This is a genomic window from Edwardsiella sp. EA181011, from assembly GCF_000800725.1.
Classification (GTDB): Bacteria; Pseudomonadota; Gammaproteobacteria; order Enterobacterales; family Enterobacteriaceae; genus Edwardsiella; species Edwardsiella anguillarum.
Genome location: NZ_CP011364.1, coordinates 2,727,451 through 2,744,117, shown reverse-complemented (window position 1 = coordinate 2,744,117; position 16,667 = coordinate 2,727,451). Strand labels below are relative to the sequence as shown.

The following is a 16,667-nucleotide window of genomic DNA, read 5'->3' as shown; positions in this document are numbered from 1 at the left end:
CCAGGGTCAGTCCATCCAATCCACTCTCGGAGGATATTTTCTGCCCCCGAATAAGGCACCGGTCATTCACTACGCATTGTCTAGCGTGGGTTTCAGGCTGCCAACCATGAGCTCTGGGCGCACCCAAGCATCAAACTCTGCCTCCGTCAGGTAGTGGAGTGCCAATGCCGCCGCTTTCAATGTGAGTCCCTCTTTGTGCGCCTTCTTGGCAATTTCCGCGGCCTTGTCATAACCGATATGGGGATTCAACGCCGTAACTAACATTAATGATTCATTGAGCAACTGATCGATCCGCTGATGGCTGGGTTCGATACCGACCGCGCAGTGTCGGTTAAAACTGTCCATGCCATCGGTCAGCAACCGTATTGACTGCAGGAAATTGTGGATCACCATCGGCCGATAGACATTGAGTTCAAAATTCCCCGATGCCCCGCCCATATTGATGGCCACGTCGTTCCCCATGACTTGGCAGCAGAGCATGGTCATCGCCTCGCACTGCGTCGGATTAACTTTGCCCGGCATAATCGAACTGCCAGGTTCGTTCTCCGGTATTGCGATCTCACCGATCCCGCAGCGAGGACCCGAAGCTAGCCAGCGGACATCGTTGGCAATTTTCATTAATGATGCCGCTAGGCCCTTTAACGCGCCATGTGCATGAACCAGCGCATCACAGGCTGCCAGGGCCTCGAATTTATTTGGGGCGGTGACAAAGGGTTCTGAGGTAAGCGCTGCCAGTTCGTCGGCGACTCGGCAGGCATATTCAGGATGGGTATTTAATCCGGTGCCGACGGCTGTCCCCCCAGCGCCAATTCAGATAGATGTGGTAAGGTGGATTCAATATGTTTCAGGTTATGCTCTAGCGCTGCCACCCAGCCGGAGATCTCCTGTCCTAGCGTTAGTGGTGTGGCATCTTGCAAATGGGTCCGGCCTATCTTCACTATATTGGAAAATGCCTGCGATTTTTTTTCTAAGGTTGCTCTCAACTGGTTTAGCTGTGGCGTGAGATGACGATGTAACGCCAGTACGGCGGCGATGTGCATTGCGGTGGGGAAGACATCATTCGAACTTTGACTTTTATTGACATCGTCGTTGGGGTGAACTTTCCGCATCATACCGCGTTCCCCACCCAGCAGTTCGCTGGCTCTGTTTGCTAATACCTCATTCATATTCATATTGCTTTGGGTGCCGGAGCCCGTTTGCCAGATGGCCAGGGGAAACTCATCGGGATGGCGATCGGCGAGAACCTCATCCGCTGCCTGCATAATTGCCGCAGCTTTATCCGTATCCAACAGTCCCAAATCCTGATTAACCTTGGCCGCCGCTCTTTTTGTCAGTGCCAAGGCATGGATCAGCACCCGCGGCATTTTCTCGGTAGAAATCCGGAAATGCTCCAGAGAGCGTTGAGTTTGCGCCCCCCATAGTCTATCAGACGCTACATCTATAACCCCCATCGAGTCTTTTTCACTGCGGTGATCTACCATAATTAATTCCTTAGTTACATTGTGATAAATAACTGGGGCATCTTGGTAATCCAACATTTACTCAAAGTATATTGATAGCAGGGGAGAACGCTAACTTATACTGTATGTTAATCTATCGATGTCGAGATACCAGCATTGGTGATTCTCTCTGTGACTTGCGTTGGTTTTTAGATGCCTTTGGCATGATCTTCACGAGGGAATGAACATGTGTATTGCTATTGCTATTGCTATTGCTATTGCTGGTGTGTTATTTATTTGGGGCTCAGGCCATGCTCCGTTTTGCTCTCAAACGTTATGTGAATAATGAAGGGTAGAATGATAACTTCACTCTGAAAATAGAGTTCCCGCCAGCCTGATGATACTGGTGGGAGCCGAGCAGGCCTATTTTACCAAGTGCTGCCATCGTTATTTTCCACGACGCGATAGATAAGAGATAATATTATCATAGGTAGACAAAGGTCAATCCCAGGTTGGTTATTGCCGCGGCAGCCATAGGGATCGCCGTGCGTTTCACTACCTGGAATGGCGATACGCCAGCGATGCCAGAGATTGCAACAATTGCTGCTGTAATGGGGGATACCGTTCGACCAAAACTGGTCATAACCTGCATCGGCAAAATGAGGGTCACCACATCGATCTTCAAGAAAGCCGCGATTCTTGGCGTGAGTGCCGCGAATGAGAAAAATGCCGCATTTCCTGACCCCATCAGGAAGGCTGCCAGCGCCAGGATAAAACTCATGACAACGATCATGGTTCCAATACCTAGGCCAGCGCTTTGCGCTGTAGTAATCAGCTGATCTACGGCACCTATTTTGAGCAGACCGTTGGCAAATAACTCACCGGAAACGATCAGCGATACCACTACCACAAATTGTTTACCCATTCCCTCAAAGAAGAGCATGAAACTATCAAGTACGGCCTTAGCACTACGTAAGCGGATATATTCAAAGAACAGTGCGATAGTAGTGCTGATAATCATTGCGGTAGTAACGTCTAATTTGATCACCTTCTGCATTAATGGGCTGAAGCCTATAATCAGGATCAATGGAATGATCGGCAATATGGCATAATAACGTGGTGGGCAGTCGTTATCCTGGTGATCGATCTTATCAATGTGTGCTGGGTTGAATACAAAACCCTCACGCTTATCCCACCATTTCTGGATAAAGAAGTGAGTAATTGCCACAACAAAGATGATAGGAAGGGTCACGGGTAATTGATATTTTATAAAGTATGTCGCTGGGTCCAGATTAGCCGTTTTAGCTGCCATGATGACGTTACCGGAGCCCGGGCCATGATCAATAAACTGGCAACAACCGATGACGGCCAGCGCGGAGAGTGGACTGACCCCTGCACGGATCAGGATTGGATACATTGTCACCATTAACAGCATACCCAATCCAGCATGACTTGGGATGAAGATCACCAGGATCTGGGTTACCAGGAATGAAATGACTAACAACATATAAGGTGAGCGTACCGATTTTAGCGGTTTTTCAAAAATTGAGAATAATGCTTTGCTCGCACCCACGTGCTCCATATAGCGGGCAAAACCCGCTATCGCCATCAATGTTAAACCAAGTCCTGCTAATCTTAGGCTAAGAATGTCAGAAAATATCTTAAAGATATCAAAATACTTTAAATGGGTGGTTTTCTCTGCGGGCAATATTGTGCCTAAGTCAAATACTGCCGTTAGAGTAAGTAATAGTATCCCTCCCAGTAAAAGTACTGGTTGGGGTTTGTATTCTTTAGCCAGTAGATACACCACCAGTGTAGTGACTAGTCCTGCCAAAATAAGTTCCAGCATAGTTTTCTCCCATCACCGTTGGCAACGGTTTAGTCTTTATTTAAATACCCGGAATGCTTGTGCTAGATCGTTAATAAGGTCATCGACATCTTCCAGCCCAATATGTAGACGAACGAATGGGCCGTGTGTACTCCAGTCGGAGGCGCTGCGGGCTCCGTGCACATTGGCCGGTAATACGAGACTCTCAAAGCCCCCCAAGACGCGCCGATACCAAACAGCGTTAGGCTATTAATAAAATTATCACTGTCCGTCGTGTTGTATTGCGTTTTAAACTCAATGGTCAGTAATCCATTACTTCCCGTGCAGTCACGTTCCCACAACTCATGGCCCGGATGATCTTCCAGTGCGGGGAACCATACTTTTTTGACTTCGCGACGTTGTTGTAGCCATTTGGCAACGCACAGGGCCGACTGGCCATGAACTTCAAGGCGGGGGGCTAGAGTTCGCGCCCCACGTAAGACTAAAGCGGCATCATCAGGGCTACTGCACTGGCCCAATGCCTCCGGCAGAGCGCCAATCTTTTCCCATGCGTCTTGATTGGCAACAATAATTCCCATCATGACATCAGAATGGCCGCACAGGTATTTGGTCGCGGCAATGACGGATACATCGGCACCTAGCTTCAGCGGATTATAGAGATACCCAGATCCCCAGGTATTATCCACTGCAACAGGAATTCCCCGTTGATGGGCAATGTGACAGATAGCAGGCAGATCAAGCATTTCATACAGCAAGGAGCCCGGTGACTCTACGAATATTAGTTGGGTCTCCGGGCGTAGTAGTGATTCAAAATCACTCCCGTCGGTTTTAAAAAAATCATATTGGATATTATTGGGGCTCAAGAAGGCGTTGGCAATTTTCCGGACCGGTTCATAAATCGAATCTGCAAACAGAACGTGTCCTCCGGAACGGGCATAGCCCATGATGGTCATCGCAATTGCCGCTAGTCCCGTAGGGAACAGCCAAGCACGGTATCCGCCCTCCAATTCGGTGACTAATTGCTCCAGAGCAAACGCATTATCCGTACCTCGAGCACCATAGCTGAGTAACCGTTCGCTTTCTCTACGCTTGCGGACATCGCGCCAGATTTCTAATGAATCGAAAAGAATTGTACTCGCGCGCATTACCGGTGGGTTTACCGGCGTCATACCCTGATATGCCTTTCGACCACTATGAATTAGTTGTGTTTTACGGTTTTGCGTCATTTTGTCCATGCCTTATAATAAATATATTAACGGAATGATGCATATACACCTATAGAAAGGTGTATGCGCCAAATACTAAACTACTTTTAGTTGGAGAGGCGGCATTAGCCGGTTTTATTTTCCTTAATTACGCTAGCATAATCAGAATTAGCTTGAAAATCATTCATCACTAAAAATAGACCTAGTTCTCATCTTGAAATGTTAATTATTCTAAAGATAACCAAGGTTAGATTAATGAGTTTCAAATACCTTATAAAAAATAGAGGGTTGAAGAAAAGTTGGACAAGTCACAGGTAAGATTATGTGCATTTTCATGTGTTAGGTAAATAATGTTTAAGAGTCGTTAAGGATTATTAATCCTATATCCGTATCAACAGAGTGCGTTTTATTTTAGTATTGGTCGGCAGGTTGTTTGCTCTAGGAAGCATTTCCATTAGCGTAAGCCTGGCTAATGTAATTATATTCCTCTGGTTGGTGGATTCTACTATCAGGAGATTAAATACGATGTCTACCGGTGTTTTTGACTCAGCGTTGCTAAAAAACCTATGGTCTACTGAAGAAATGCGTGAGATCTTCTCTGACAATATTCGGATACAGATGTGGCTGGATTACGAGGCCGCGCTGGCTATTGAGCAGGCTGAGCTAGGCATTATTCCCAGCGAAGCCGCTGAGGAGATAGTGGCATGTGCCAACGTAGAATGTTTGGATATGGATTACATTCTGGAACAGGTCAGATTGACCAAACACCCGCTGGTTCCGACTATCCGCGGCCTAGAGCATGCCTGTACTAAGGGATTCGGCGAGTATGTGCATTTCGGTCCGACGACTCAAGATGTGATGGATACCGGGATGATGCTGCAATTTAAAATGGCCCATAACGTCTTTTTACGTGAGCTGAAATCCATTGGCCGTGCATTGCTAACCCTATCGGAAACTCACCGTAATACGCCGATGGCGGGTCGTACTCTGGCCCTGCAGGCCATTCCGATTACCTTTGGCCACAAGAGTGCTATCTGGCTCGCTGAGATTACCCGCCATTACGAGCGTCTGGTGCAGCTGGAGCCACGCTTCTTTGTTGGAAGTGTGGTTGGCGCGGTGGGAACTAAAGCCTCATTTGGAGAGCAGGCCGATGAGTTGGAGCGGCGCGTTCTGTCACGTTTGGGGCTGAATGTGCCGGAGATCTCTTGGCAGCCGGTCCGTGACCGCTTCTGTGAATATGGCATGGTTCTCGGGATGATCGGTGCGACGCTGGGGAAAATTGCTAATGAAATTCTCTTGCTGGCCCATAATGAGCTGGATGAAGTGGCCGAGCCGTTTGCTAAGGGGCAGGTCGGCTCCTCTACAATGCCCCATAAACGTAACCCCGCGACGACCGAGAATGCGGCCTGTGTTAGCAATACACTGAAAGGTAACGTTTCCCTACTTCTCGACCTAATGAAACACCAGCATGAGCGTGATGGCGCCATCTGGAAAATGGAGTGGAAAGTTCTGCCTGAGATTTGCCTGATGTTATCTATCATTTTGGATAACATGAAATTTACCTTGTCAGACCTGGTGGTAAATAAAAATAAGATGCGCAGTAATCTCGATCTCCTCGGTGGCTTTATGCTGGCAGAGAGAGTCATGTTTATTCTCTCCGAGAAGGCAGGCAAGCAGACAGCCCATGAGTTGATCTATGAGGCCGCAATGCAGGGGCTGGAAGAGGGGACTACCTTTGCCCACGCCCTGACCGAAAACCCACGAATCATGGCGATACTCAGTCAGTCTGAGCTGAATGCAGCCTTAGATCCCACCACCTATATTGGTAGCGCGCCAGAGCAGGTGGATCAGGTTATCGCGCAAGTCAACGCGAAGGGATGGCTGAATTAGTCATGGGGGATGGCGGGGGAGGCCACCCGCATTACTCCAGGGGCGTTATCCCTGCATTGAGAATTTCCAGATGACTATCCTGGAAAATATGTCCTGATTTGGAATGAATATGATGACCTTAAGCGAGCAGATCAGCGAATTTATTACTCGATTTGATCTAGATACTATTCCGGAAGCTGTGATTGTACGGGCGCATCTCCATTTGTTGGATACGCTGGGGGTTGCCATCGCCGGAACACGTCAGGCTGCCGCGGTTAACGCCCGCTGTGTACTAAGTACCCTGGCGAAGGCCTCAAGCCACTGCCATGTTTGGGCAAGCTCGATTACGATCTCACCGGAGTATGCTGTACTGGCTAATGGCATCGCGGCTCATGCGCTGGATTTTGATGATACCCATACCGACTCGATCACCCATGGTAGCGCCATATTGGTCCCACTGGTGATGGCTCTGAGCGAAGATATGAATCTCAGTGGTAAAGAGATGCTGTCAGCCTATATTATCGGTTGGGAAGTGGCGGCTCGCGTTGGCTTGGCCTCACAGGGAAGTTTCCATAAGCGCGGCTTCCATACGACCCCCGTCGCCGGTATTTTCGGTGCCGCCAGCGCGGCCTCCCGCCTGTTAGGACTCTCGGCCCAAGAGTGTGCCCATGCTATCGGCCTGGCCGGTAGCCAAGCCTCCGGTGTGGCGGAATACCTGAGCAACAGCTCTTCCTCCAAGTGTTTTCACGCCGGCTGGGCAGCCCACTCCGCTATCTTGGCCGCGCGCCTTGCCCAGGCGGGCATGACGGGTCCGCTGACCATTTTCGAAGGGCGCTTTGGCCTCTTCATGACCCACGGTCTGCATCATAGCTCCGTGCCGGGCCAGATCGGCAGGGGGTTGGGGCAGCGGTGGGAGCTGTTGAATGTTTCAATTAAGCCTTACCCCTGCTGTCACTTCGCTCATGCCAGCGTCGATTGCGTCCGCATGTTACGCCACGATGGCATTGCTCCCGAAGACATCGTTGAGATCCAGTGTGTCGTGGATCCGGTGGCGGGGGCTCTGATTTGTGAGCCGGCAGAAACTAAAATTACTCCCGGGACCCCTTATGCCGCCAAGTTTAGCCTGCCTTGGTTAGCCGCAACAGGCATGATCGATGACGGGCTCAGTCTCCGATCGTTCGATGCGACGGAGCTGGATCGCCCAGAGGTTCTCGCGCTGGCCGAAAAGATCTCGTTCCGTTATTGCGAAGAGGGAGAGATCCCATTCCCGGAATATTTCCCGGGGCGCATTATCGTCACGTTAACCGATGGCCGTGAAGTGACTAAGCGCCTCGATATTAACTATGGCCATCCGGAAAACCCTATGCTGCCTGGCGATGTTGAAAGAAAATTCCGTGATAATGTCAATGGAATTCTTAAGCCACGAGCAGCAGATCGGATTATTGATTTAGTTAATTCTCTCGATAATAACCCTATCATCGAGCTCTCCGAGCAGTTAAGCGATATTATTAATTTAAATGATGGGTCACGCTAAGAAGTAAGAAGTAAGAAGTAAGAAGTAAGAAGTAAGAAGTAAGAAGTAAGGAATTTGGCATCGAAACAACGATGCCAAATGTCATTTTCATTGTATTTCGGCGAGCACTTGATGTAATGCATTAACGGCATCTGCGCCAAGTGGTTGCTGCGGTGAAATAGGATCCCCGACGGCAAACCCCTGAATGTTTAATGCCGCTTTGATACAGGCGGCTAGCGCATACTGGGTAAATACCTCATTAATTCGCCATAGCTGTTTTTGCCGTGCCATTGCCTGTTCGAGCTGATTAGCCTGAAAAAGATTAAAGAGCTCGACACACTGTTTTGGAATCACACAGGCTGGCCCCGCCATCCAGCCCACGCCCCCTAACTGAAACACCACCAGTGGGATATGTGCCGAGGCGCTAAATATACGTAAGCGTGAACCGAAACGATTAATCATCGTTAGAATACGCCCGGTATTCCCTGAGGCATCCTTAATATATTCAATATTATTTACATAACTAAGCTCATCCAGAACCTCCAATGGGATGTCAGCACCGAGCAGACCGGGATTGGTATACAGCGTTATTGAGGTTTCACTAAATTTTTCCGCCACATCGGTAAAAAAGTGCATTTGTCCAGCAGGAGAAACTGGAAACATCCTCTGCATGATCAAGACAATGCCATCAACCCCCAGGCGGCTATAGCGCTCTGTCTGTCTCAGGGCCTCATGGGTGGAGAACCCGGCCACACCCGCAATCACAGGGACTCTTCCCGCCGCCTGATCAAGCACAATGTGCACGATATCCTCCCGCTGCTCAAGGGATAGATAGGCGAACTCACCCGTGCTACCGAGGGGACTGAGCCCCTGGACGCCACAGCGGATCAGATGCTCAACCAACTTGCGCAGGGGGTGCTCCAATACTCTACCAGTATGATTATCGACCGGTGAGACCAGATAGGGAAAAATACCAGAAAACTGAGTCAGCATAATGCCTCCTTGGAAATCACAGCATCGGCATAAGGTCGCTCAGGTGAAAAATTCTCCTGATACAGAGATTCGAATAAAACTTTAGCAGCCTTGGGCGGGTTATTTCTGCGGATATATAAGTTAAATTTAATATTCGGTAGTTTGGGGAGCCCTTCGCTCTCCCCTAAAATACATAAATCATCGCCAAATAACTCAATGGAGCGCGCCATTACCCCAAGTCCGGCCGCAACGGCGGCCCTGGCACCGGATAAGGTTGTCGCGGTATAAGCAATCCGCCAGGGAATACCAGCGCGCTCCAGGTGGTTGATAGCCATGTTACGGTAGGTGCTGGGTTCATCCAGCGAGACCAGCGGCAGTGGCGTGTCGGCGACAAACTTGTAATTGAGGCCACAGAACCATAGAGAAGGTGAAGAACGTAAAATAAACCCTGAGTAATCAGTGCATTCCGCCGTAGAGATTGCCATATCGATCTCATCGTTTTTGAGCATCTCCATCAGGAAAGGACTGCGTTTAACCACGATTTCGATGATCAGTCGCGGATAAGCTTTTGAAAAGCGAGCCAGTAATTCTGGCAGGATTGTGTTGGCCGTATCATCCGGTGAACCGATACGCAGCACGCCATCAACATCGTCGTACATTAATGAAAGGCATGCTTCGTCGTTTAGGTTTAAGATACGGCGGGCATAACCCAGCATTTTCACGCCATGCTCGGTCAATGATTTTCCTCGGCCGCTACGGGCAAAGAGTTCTTTACCGATGAGAGACTCCAGGCGCTGCATTTGTTGACTGATAGCAGACTGCGTACGATGTACTGATTCGGCAGCCGCGGCAAAGCTATTTCCCTCAACTACCGCAATGAAAGTGCGTAACAGATCTAATTCTAAATTGGGTATAGGACGTTGTATTTGTATCATAGTTTGACCTTTCATCTCTTCACACTATCCGCGCTAAGCTAAATCAACAATCCGTTTCTTTGCAGGCATTGAATAAATTTTTTCCGGAGTCAGTCAGTTAACGATGGATGGGGGGTGTTAGTTATATGCCGGACGGCATTGTTCAAACTTTTTCTGTGTATCATTTTTGTATCGGTTGCCGTTAATGCTTACAGACGACACCCGTTGAACAGATTATCAGCAATGCCGCTCCTGCTCCAGCATAGATATATTGCCAGCGCCTTGGCGCGTATGTTGTTGTAGCGTGCTGTTATAGACGTGTAGATAAGCATGAATGGGGTGAATACGGGCTGCGCTATTTCGCTTATTTGTCAGATAGGAGGGGACCCATGCTCATAGCGGAGGCCCTTCTCTGTCCGCCCCAGCGTCTGGTCTCCTGCGGGCCGTGCATAAACTCGTGTCCCCCAAACTCATGCTCCGCTGGCGCTAATGGGTGACCCAGCGCGATTGCGCCACCGTTAGCGTTTACCTGCTGCGGATCAACCCTCAGTGTTTTACCGACGGCCAAGAATCGTGCGGAGAAGAGAAGGCTTCATGGGTTTCATGGGCTTCAATCGGATCGATATCGGAAAACGGTGGCCTATTGCGCTGCAGCACCTTTTTCGTGATCGGCACGGGGCCCATTCCCATGAATGCTGGTGTGGTGTCGGCGTTGGCATAGCGTCTAATCCACGCCAGCGGTTTTAATCCTACCGCCAGCGACAGTCTCTTCCATCACCGCTGGCGCCGTCGCGCTATCGTAGATTCGCGGCATTCCCTGTGGTGATGGTGCCTGTTTTATCAAAAGCCGGCGCAGTGCGACGAGCCCTTCTGCGGAAGTGTCTGCCTTGGGGGATTCGTCACGCGCGACAATACTGGTTTTTTCGAGCGGTGACGCTGAGCGGTATAATCCCAGCCTGGAATACGCCGGAGTGGAGGTGACCCAATGGTGCCTGAGGGGCGACGGATCCAGCGCGCCTGCACCAGCGCATCCAAGATGAACACTGTTTTCATCGACGATGACATCCTCCCGTCTACAGAGCCCTGACAACCTCTTTTAAAATATAACGCCAGAAATATCTAGTCCCATATCTCTATTGGCTCCTCCACCGTTTTTTGATTGATGAGCGCAGTAATGTGGGTACCAAGCGATTTTGGGTACAGGGTAGCGCGGGTATTTTGCAGCTCTTTAACGCTCCACCATTTATATCGCTGGTGGTCTTCTGTTTCAAAGGGTTCTCGTCCAGACAGGTTGAGCCGCGGCGAGCTCTTATTTATGTGTGCAATACAAATGGTCTCATGCTGTAGGCGGCGCTCCCCCGGTAGGAGTAGAGAACATCACGTTTCCAGAGGGGATTGCTCAGATCATCAGAGGTGAGCTTGATTCCTGTTTCTTCGAGGATTTCTCTGATAGCGGTTTCATGGATGCTTTCATTGGGATTCGCGCCGCCACCGGGTACCTCCCATGATTCGATAAAGTCTGGGTTGCTGGCATCCTTGGTGCTGAGCAGCAACACGGATTGATTACTGTCGATAAGGATAACTCTGACGGCATGCCTGGTCACGAAGCGTTCGCCGCGTCGAACGGTGTCTGACATGTTTCCTCTGCTCCTGTATGAGTCCGAGAATTCATATTATCAATTAATCCCGATTCTGAGCACTAGATTGTCGTATTTAGGTGGCTTGTCCCTGGGGAATTTGGACGATTAGGCACCAAGAAAATTTTTACCGTGAGTAGAGATAGCTCTGTAACGCTGACCATGAACCTCATGGGGTAATGGCTAGCCATTTTCCTGAATAGTCGCTCCTGGAAAATGCCGGGTTTTTATATCTGAAGCTCTACGTCCCGGGGATAACAAGAGGGCGAATAGCACCATTTTTGCGGGAAGATAGCCTGTTACCCTTTGCGCGCGGTGCCTTTCAGGCCGTCTGCAGGCTGGATATGTGCGGGCGGCACAGGCATATAAAGCGGAATAGTGACGCTGGTGGTTTGCTTTTCATTAGACTGCGTATAATTATTGGTTTGAACGGGATGTTTTGAAGCATAACGACACGGAAAATGTTATACATTCATGTGAAATATATTTGTAATAAATTGATTTTATTATAATAAAAAAAGACCTGGCACGATTCCTGTGTCAGTCATTAAAGCGTCTCCCGCCAATTCTGGCTCCCGATCACCGGTTTTTGGGGAGCTCTATCATCTGCCAGAGTGCCTCCCTCAGATCGAGGTATTTCTCGGTCATATGCCGGTTTTTATGCCCCAGCAGCCGCTGGCAGAATTCCGTTCCATACTGCGCCTGGTACATCCGTGAGGAAAGGCTACGGATCTCATGAAAAGAGGGTGGGGAGATCTCTTGAACCAGTCCGCACTTATCCATAAGCCGGGAGAAACCTTTAGTCAGGGTATCGGGCACCAGAGATCCCCCGGCCTCCTATTGAGGCGCGGGCGCTGGGAGTTGAGCAGGTAGTCGCTCGGCCCCGGTATCCGGCAGCGCGCCAGTACCTCGCGCAGCCGCAGCGGGTAGTCACCCAGCTGCAGATGGAGATCGAGGGTCATCGCCAGCCTGGCGCCGGTCTTGCGCTGGATCACCCATAGCTTATCCTCCCGGACATCCTGCCAGCGGAGCGTGCAGAGATCTTCCCGCCGCTGCCCGGTGAGCAGCGCCAGTTCAATGCTGCGCGGTAACCATGGCTTATGCGGCTCCAGCTGGAGCGCCTGCGCGTAAACGGCCAGCAGCATCGTCTCCGTCAGACGGCGGCGCTTGACCCGGATCGGCGGCGTACGGGTCTGTGTCACCGGGTTGTAGTCGATGAGGCCCGCGGCGATGGCCTCGCGAAACAGGGCGTTGAGAAAGGAGCGCATCAGACCCGCGGCGGAAAGCTGGCCGATCAGCACATAGTGGTGTAGCAGCGAGGCGATGTCGCGGGTGGTGATCTGAGCGATACTCTTCTGTCCGATCACCGTTTGTACGGCCTTGATCTGTGAGCGCCTGGCGCGCAGGGCCACGGTAGCCGAGGATCCGCAGATACTCCTCCATCCATTGGCTGACGCAGGGGCACGCTTCCTCTATCGGTCGCTGGATGGCGATATACTGGTTGGCCTCTTGCGCCTGGCGATGCGGATTTCCGAGAGTGCGGTGACGTTGGATAATCTGGTGAAAGACGACCAGATCCGACTGTTTGAGCTCCCGCCGGGTATGCGTATTAATGCGCTGTAGATCTGCGGCAGCGAACTCAGCGCAGAGAAAACGCTGACGTTCGCTATCCAGTCTCCCTCCTTACTCGATATTGAGCTATTGAGTCTGCCCCTAACGGAGAGGGTATCGGGCGTTTATCCCGTGGCGCCATTGACCACACGTGAGCAGGGTGGGTCGCTGGTGTTGAATGTCGCGAGCGGGGCGGTGAGCGGAAGGCTGAGTGTGCTGGTGCGCTATAGCGTGATCGGCTATTAAGTCAACGGGCCCTGCGGGGCCTTTCTCTTTTAGGCGTGAACATGTCTGAGCAAGTTGCAGTGGTCTATATCGGCGCCAAAGCTGAGAAGTGCGATACGGTTAGCGGAAGTCGGCTGGTCTTTCCACGTCATATTCAGTAAAAGTTCGATTTATTCAACAACGCTGTATATCTATTAAATTAATAAAAACCGCTGTGGAAAAGAGCAAATATACAGATTAGCTTAGCATAATTAGTTGGGTTTATTCTTCTGATCTTATTAGTTATTAGTGAATCAATAGATAGGATGAATGTATAGCAATATAAAATTCATTTTACTGTCATCTGAACAGGCTATCCTTGCGTAACATTTATATTCCCTGGCAGTTGCGCAGGAAGGCGATGAAAACAGTAAAGGAGCATGTCAATGTGTAAAGATGACCAGCAAGACTCTCAATTTAGTGAAATGATTACCGCCCGGCTTTCACGCCGCCATTTTTTGGCGAGCAGCGCCGCCGCCAGCGCCGGTGCTTTTTTAGCCCTAAACCCTGTCGCTAACGCCGTTGCGGCGCTTACGCAATCCTCTCTCTTGAACTTTACTTCCATTACCGCCTCTGTCGCAGACAGCATCATTGTCCCGCCCGGCTACCGCGCCACGCCGCTGATCTCATGGGGCGATCCTATTTTTGCGGATGCACCGGAGTTCTCTCAGCCGGGAGCTCAGGATGCCACAGCACAAGAGCGCCAGTTTGGTGACAATACCGATGGGATGAGTTTCTTCCCCATCGGCGATGATCGCGCCGTTCTGGCCATTAATAATGAATACACCAACTACGAATATCTCTTCGAACATCAGGGTAAAGCGATGAGCGCAGAAGATGTGCGCAAGGCCCAGGCGGCGGTTGGGGTAACCACGGTTGAAATCGTACGCAAAAACGGCCAGTGGGCCATAGATCGTGAGGGTTTGCGTAATCGCCGTATCACGGCATATACCAAAATGATCATGACCGGCCCGGCGGCGGGGCACGATTTACTTAAAACTCAGGATGACCCCACCGGGCTTTATGTGCTAGGAACATGTAATAACTGCGCCAACGGTCAAACCCCGTGGGGGACCTACCTGACGTGCGAAGAAAACTTCAATGACTTCTTCGGTTCCGATAGGCAGGGTAATGTTACCGCCGACCATACCCGCTACGGAATCGCCGCCGTCCCCAGCATTTATCTGTGGCATCAACATGATGCTCGCTTTGATGTTACCCAAAACCCGCAGGAGCCCAATCGCTTTGGCTGGGTTGTGGAAATCGATCCTCACAATCCGCAATCAGTGCCGCAAAAGCGCACCGCTCTGGGCCGCTTTAAACATGAAAACGCTGCGCTAACCCTCAATAAAGACGGCCGTGTCGTGATATACCTTGGCGATGACGAACGCGGCGAGCACCTATACAGATTTGTATCACACGAGCGCTACCAACCGGGCAACGACGCCGCCAACCGCAGCCTGCTGGACAATGGCACGTTATATGTCGCCCAATTCGACATGGATGAAAACGAACTCAAAGGCACCGGCCGCTGGATTGCACTCACCTTCGGCCAGAATGGCCTGACCCCGGAAAACGGTTTTCACGACCAAGGTGAAGTCCTGATCTTTGCCCGCCGCGCTGCCACACAGGTCGGTGCGACAACCATGGATCGCCCAGAGTGGGTCGCCATACACCCCAACAACCAACACGTATTCTGCACCCTGACAAACAACAAAAACCGCGGTAAAGCAGGGCAACCCGTCGGCGGCCCCAACCCACGTGCCACCAACCATTATGGGCAGATAGTCCGCTGGATGCCTGCCGACGGCGATCACACCAGTGAACTGTTCGCCTGGGATCTCTATCTGCTCGCCGGAAACCCAACGGTGCATCCGGGCACTCCCTATGCCGGCAGCCACAATATCTCTGCCGAAAATATGTTTAACAGCCCTGACGGCATTGGGTTCGATAAAGCGGGTCGCCTGTGGATCCAAACTGATGGCAACTACTCCAACCAAGGGGACTTTGCCGGACAGGGCAATAACCAAATGCTGTGCGGCGATCCGATGAGCGGGGAGGTCAAACGCTTCCTGACCGGCCCCGTCGCCTGCGAGATGACCGGGTTAACCTTTTCTCCCGATTATAAAACCATGTTTGTTGGGGTACAGCATCCCGGCGAAGACGGCGCTCCATCCCACTTCCCCAATGGTGGCAACAGCATACCTCGCTCCACCGTCATGATGATCACCCGTGACGATGGCGGCGTGATCGGGGCTTGATATTCGTTGTATCTCCCGTAGACCCTGTTATCCCAGGCACCCGCAGGGTTCCTGGGATTTTTGGTTGGCGAAGGGGCGTTTGAGATTCTAAATAGCTGCGTCTAATATTCTACGCTTTAACCCATTTTCTGCGGGAAGATAGCCTGTTACCCTTTGCGCACGATGCCTTTCAGGCCGTCTGCAGGCTGGATATGTGCGGGCGGAACAGGCATATAAAGCGGAATAGTGACGCTGGTGGTTTGCTTTTCATTAGACTGCGTATAATTATGGGTTTAGTCAGGCTGTTTTGAAGCATAACGACACGGAAAACGTTATACATTCATGTGAAATATATTTGTAATGGCTTGATTTTATTATCATAAAAAAAGACCTGGCACGATTCCTGTGTCAGGTCTAGGGGAATGGCTCTTATGGAGAGCCGTGCGCTAAAAGTTGGCATTATGCAGGCATTGAATGCCTTGCTCTTTAATCGTAGCCTATCTGCGCCGTTTTGCCAGTTTCAGCGTGAACGACAGAGTCCGCTACGGGACTAGGCGAGAGGTCGATGCTTGCGCCTACCGCGTTTTGCTGAGGCTGACGCTTGATATGTGGGCGGCGTGTTGGGTCGATGCTGGGGAGGGGGTAGATCATTTTCCGCTGACGGTGGGTCTGCCATCCGTTATTTAGTATAATGCTCGCACTTTATTATATTTACTCATTCCAAATTAACTCTGTGTATCATCACTCCAATAAGTAATTCAATGGTCGCGATAGGCTCAGATCTCCTGGCGTCATCGAGTCGGTCTAGTTTAACGTGGTAAAATAATGAGCCTGCCGAATTATACTTTATTTTATTTTTCTGACTGTGCATATTGTGCAAAAAAAAGCAAAAGATGCATGATATTTTTATCTGGTGTTATTCGTATTTAACAACATGGATTTAATGGTTTTCTTTGCTGGAAGTGTGAAAATAATTTGATTTTTGGGTTGAAGGTTTTAATAATGTATAGCGTGAGCCATTGTATTATGTCGCGATGCTCCTATCGTATCAGGGCTGTAGAGCAGCCTCTTGATAAATATTATTAATCATCTCCAAGATGATCTGCCGTGACGGGAGGCGCCTCGCCTTTCTGTGTTAATTCTGTTTAGTCATTTTAGGTTATCGCCAATATCAC

General features: G+C 50.3%; 11 protein-coding genes and 2 pseudogenes. 3 read left to right on the top strand and 10 right to left on the bottom strand.

All coding sequences use genetic code 11. The features are described 5' to 3' along the window. Positions 1-69 precede the first annotated feature (69 nt). The 3 genes and pseudogenes from fumC to metC all read right to left on the bottom strand — a co-directional run bounded on the left by fumC (position 70) and on the right by metC (position 4,493). Positions 70-1,481: pseudogene (fumC, locus tag QY76_RS11970) on the bottom strand (class II fumarate hydratase). Positions 1,482-1,923: 442 nt separating this feature from the next. Next, positions 1,924-3,288: a C4-dicarboxylate transporter DcuC gene (gene dcuC, locus QY76_RS11965; RefSeq protein WP_045427608.1), complete on the bottom strand. Its 1,365-nt coding sequence runs from the start codon at positions 3,286-3,288 to the stop codon at positions 1,924-1,926. 36 nt (positions 3,289-3,324) lie between these two features. Next, positions 3,325-4,493, bottom strand: a pseudogene (metC, locus tag QY76_RS11960) (cystathionine beta-lyase). A gap of 504 nt (positions 4,494-4,997) precedes the next feature. Between metC and purB the strand changes: the two are divergent. After that, the gene (gene purB / locus QY76_RS11955; protein ID WP_045427611.1) at positions 4,998-6,362 is read left to right on the top strand and encodes an adenylosuccinate lyase; all 1,365 of its coding nucleotides are present in this window, start codon (positions 4,998-5,000) and stop codon (positions 6,360-6,362) included. 109 nt (positions 6,363-6,471) lie between these two features. After that, on the top strand, positions 6,472-7,875 hold the full coding sequence (locus QY76_RS11950) for an MmgE/PrpD family protein (protein ID WP_235439397.1): 1,404 nt from the start codon (positions 6,472-6,474) through the stop codon (positions 7,873-7,875). 87 nt (positions 7,876-7,962) lie between these two features. On the opposite strand, the gene QY76_RS11945 is transcribed toward QY76_RS11950, so the two are convergent. The 7 genes from QY76_RS11945 to QY76_RS19365 form a co-directional block, all read right to left on the bottom strand. Beyond that, entirely contained in the window at positions 7,963-8,844 is an 882-nt protein-coding gene (locus tag QY76_RS11945; protein ID WP_181937498.1) for a dihydrodipicolinate synthase family protein, read from the bottom strand. Beyond that, complete coding sequence (locus QY76_RS11940; protein WP_034165098.1) at positions 8,841-9,761, bottom strand: LysR family transcriptional regulator; 921 nt, start codon at positions 9,759-9,761, stop codon at positions 8,841-8,843. The genes QY76_RS11945 and QY76_RS11940 overlap by 4 nt, the downstream gene beginning before the upstream one ends. A gap of 343 nt (positions 9,762-10,104) precedes the next feature. After that, positions 10,105-10,308, bottom strand: coding sequence for a hypothetical protein (locus QY76_RS19600; protein ID WP_071844168.1), 204 nt, complete (start codon positions 10,306-10,308; stop codon positions 10,105-10,107). Beyond that, complete coding sequence (locus tag QY76_RS19595; RefSeq protein ID WP_371201633.1) at positions 10,287-10,478, bottom strand: hypothetical protein; 192 nt, start codon at positions 10,476-10,478, stop codon at positions 10,287-10,289. Before QY76_RS19595 ends, QY76_RS19600 begins: the two co-directional genes overlap by 22 nt. Positions 10,479-11,053: 575 nt before the next feature. Further along, positions 11,054-11,377 (bottom strand): NUDIX domain-containing protein, encoded by a 324-nt coding sequence (locus QY76_RS19375; RefSeq protein ID WP_235439396.1) that lies wholly within the window; start codon positions 11,375-11,377, stop codon positions 11,054-11,056. Positions 11,378-11,956: 579 nt separating this feature from the next. Continuing rightward, the gene (locus QY76_RS19370; protein WP_235439395.1) at positions 11,957-12,160 is read right to left on the bottom strand and encodes a tyrosine-type recombinase/integrase; all 204 of its coding nucleotides are present in this window, start codon (positions 12,158-12,160) and stop codon (positions 11,957-11,959) included. 20 nt (positions 12,161-12,180) lie between these two features. After that, positions 12,181-12,789 (bottom strand): tyrosine-type recombinase/integrase, encoded by a 609-nt coding sequence (locus tag QY76_RS19365; RefSeq protein WP_235439394.1) that lies wholly within the window; start codon positions 12,787-12,789, stop codon positions 12,181-12,183. Positions 12,790-13,638: 849 nt separating this feature from the next. On the opposite strand from QY76_RS19365, the gene QY76_RS11925 reads away from it, so the two are divergent. Next, the gene (locus tag QY76_RS11925) at positions 13,639-15,513 is read left to right on the top strand and encodes a PhoX family phosphatase (protein ID WP_045427621.1); all 1,875 of its coding nucleotides are present in this window, start codon (positions 13,639-13,641) and stop codon (positions 15,511-15,513) included. The last annotated feature ends 1,154 nt before the right edge of the window (positions 15,514-16,667 follow it).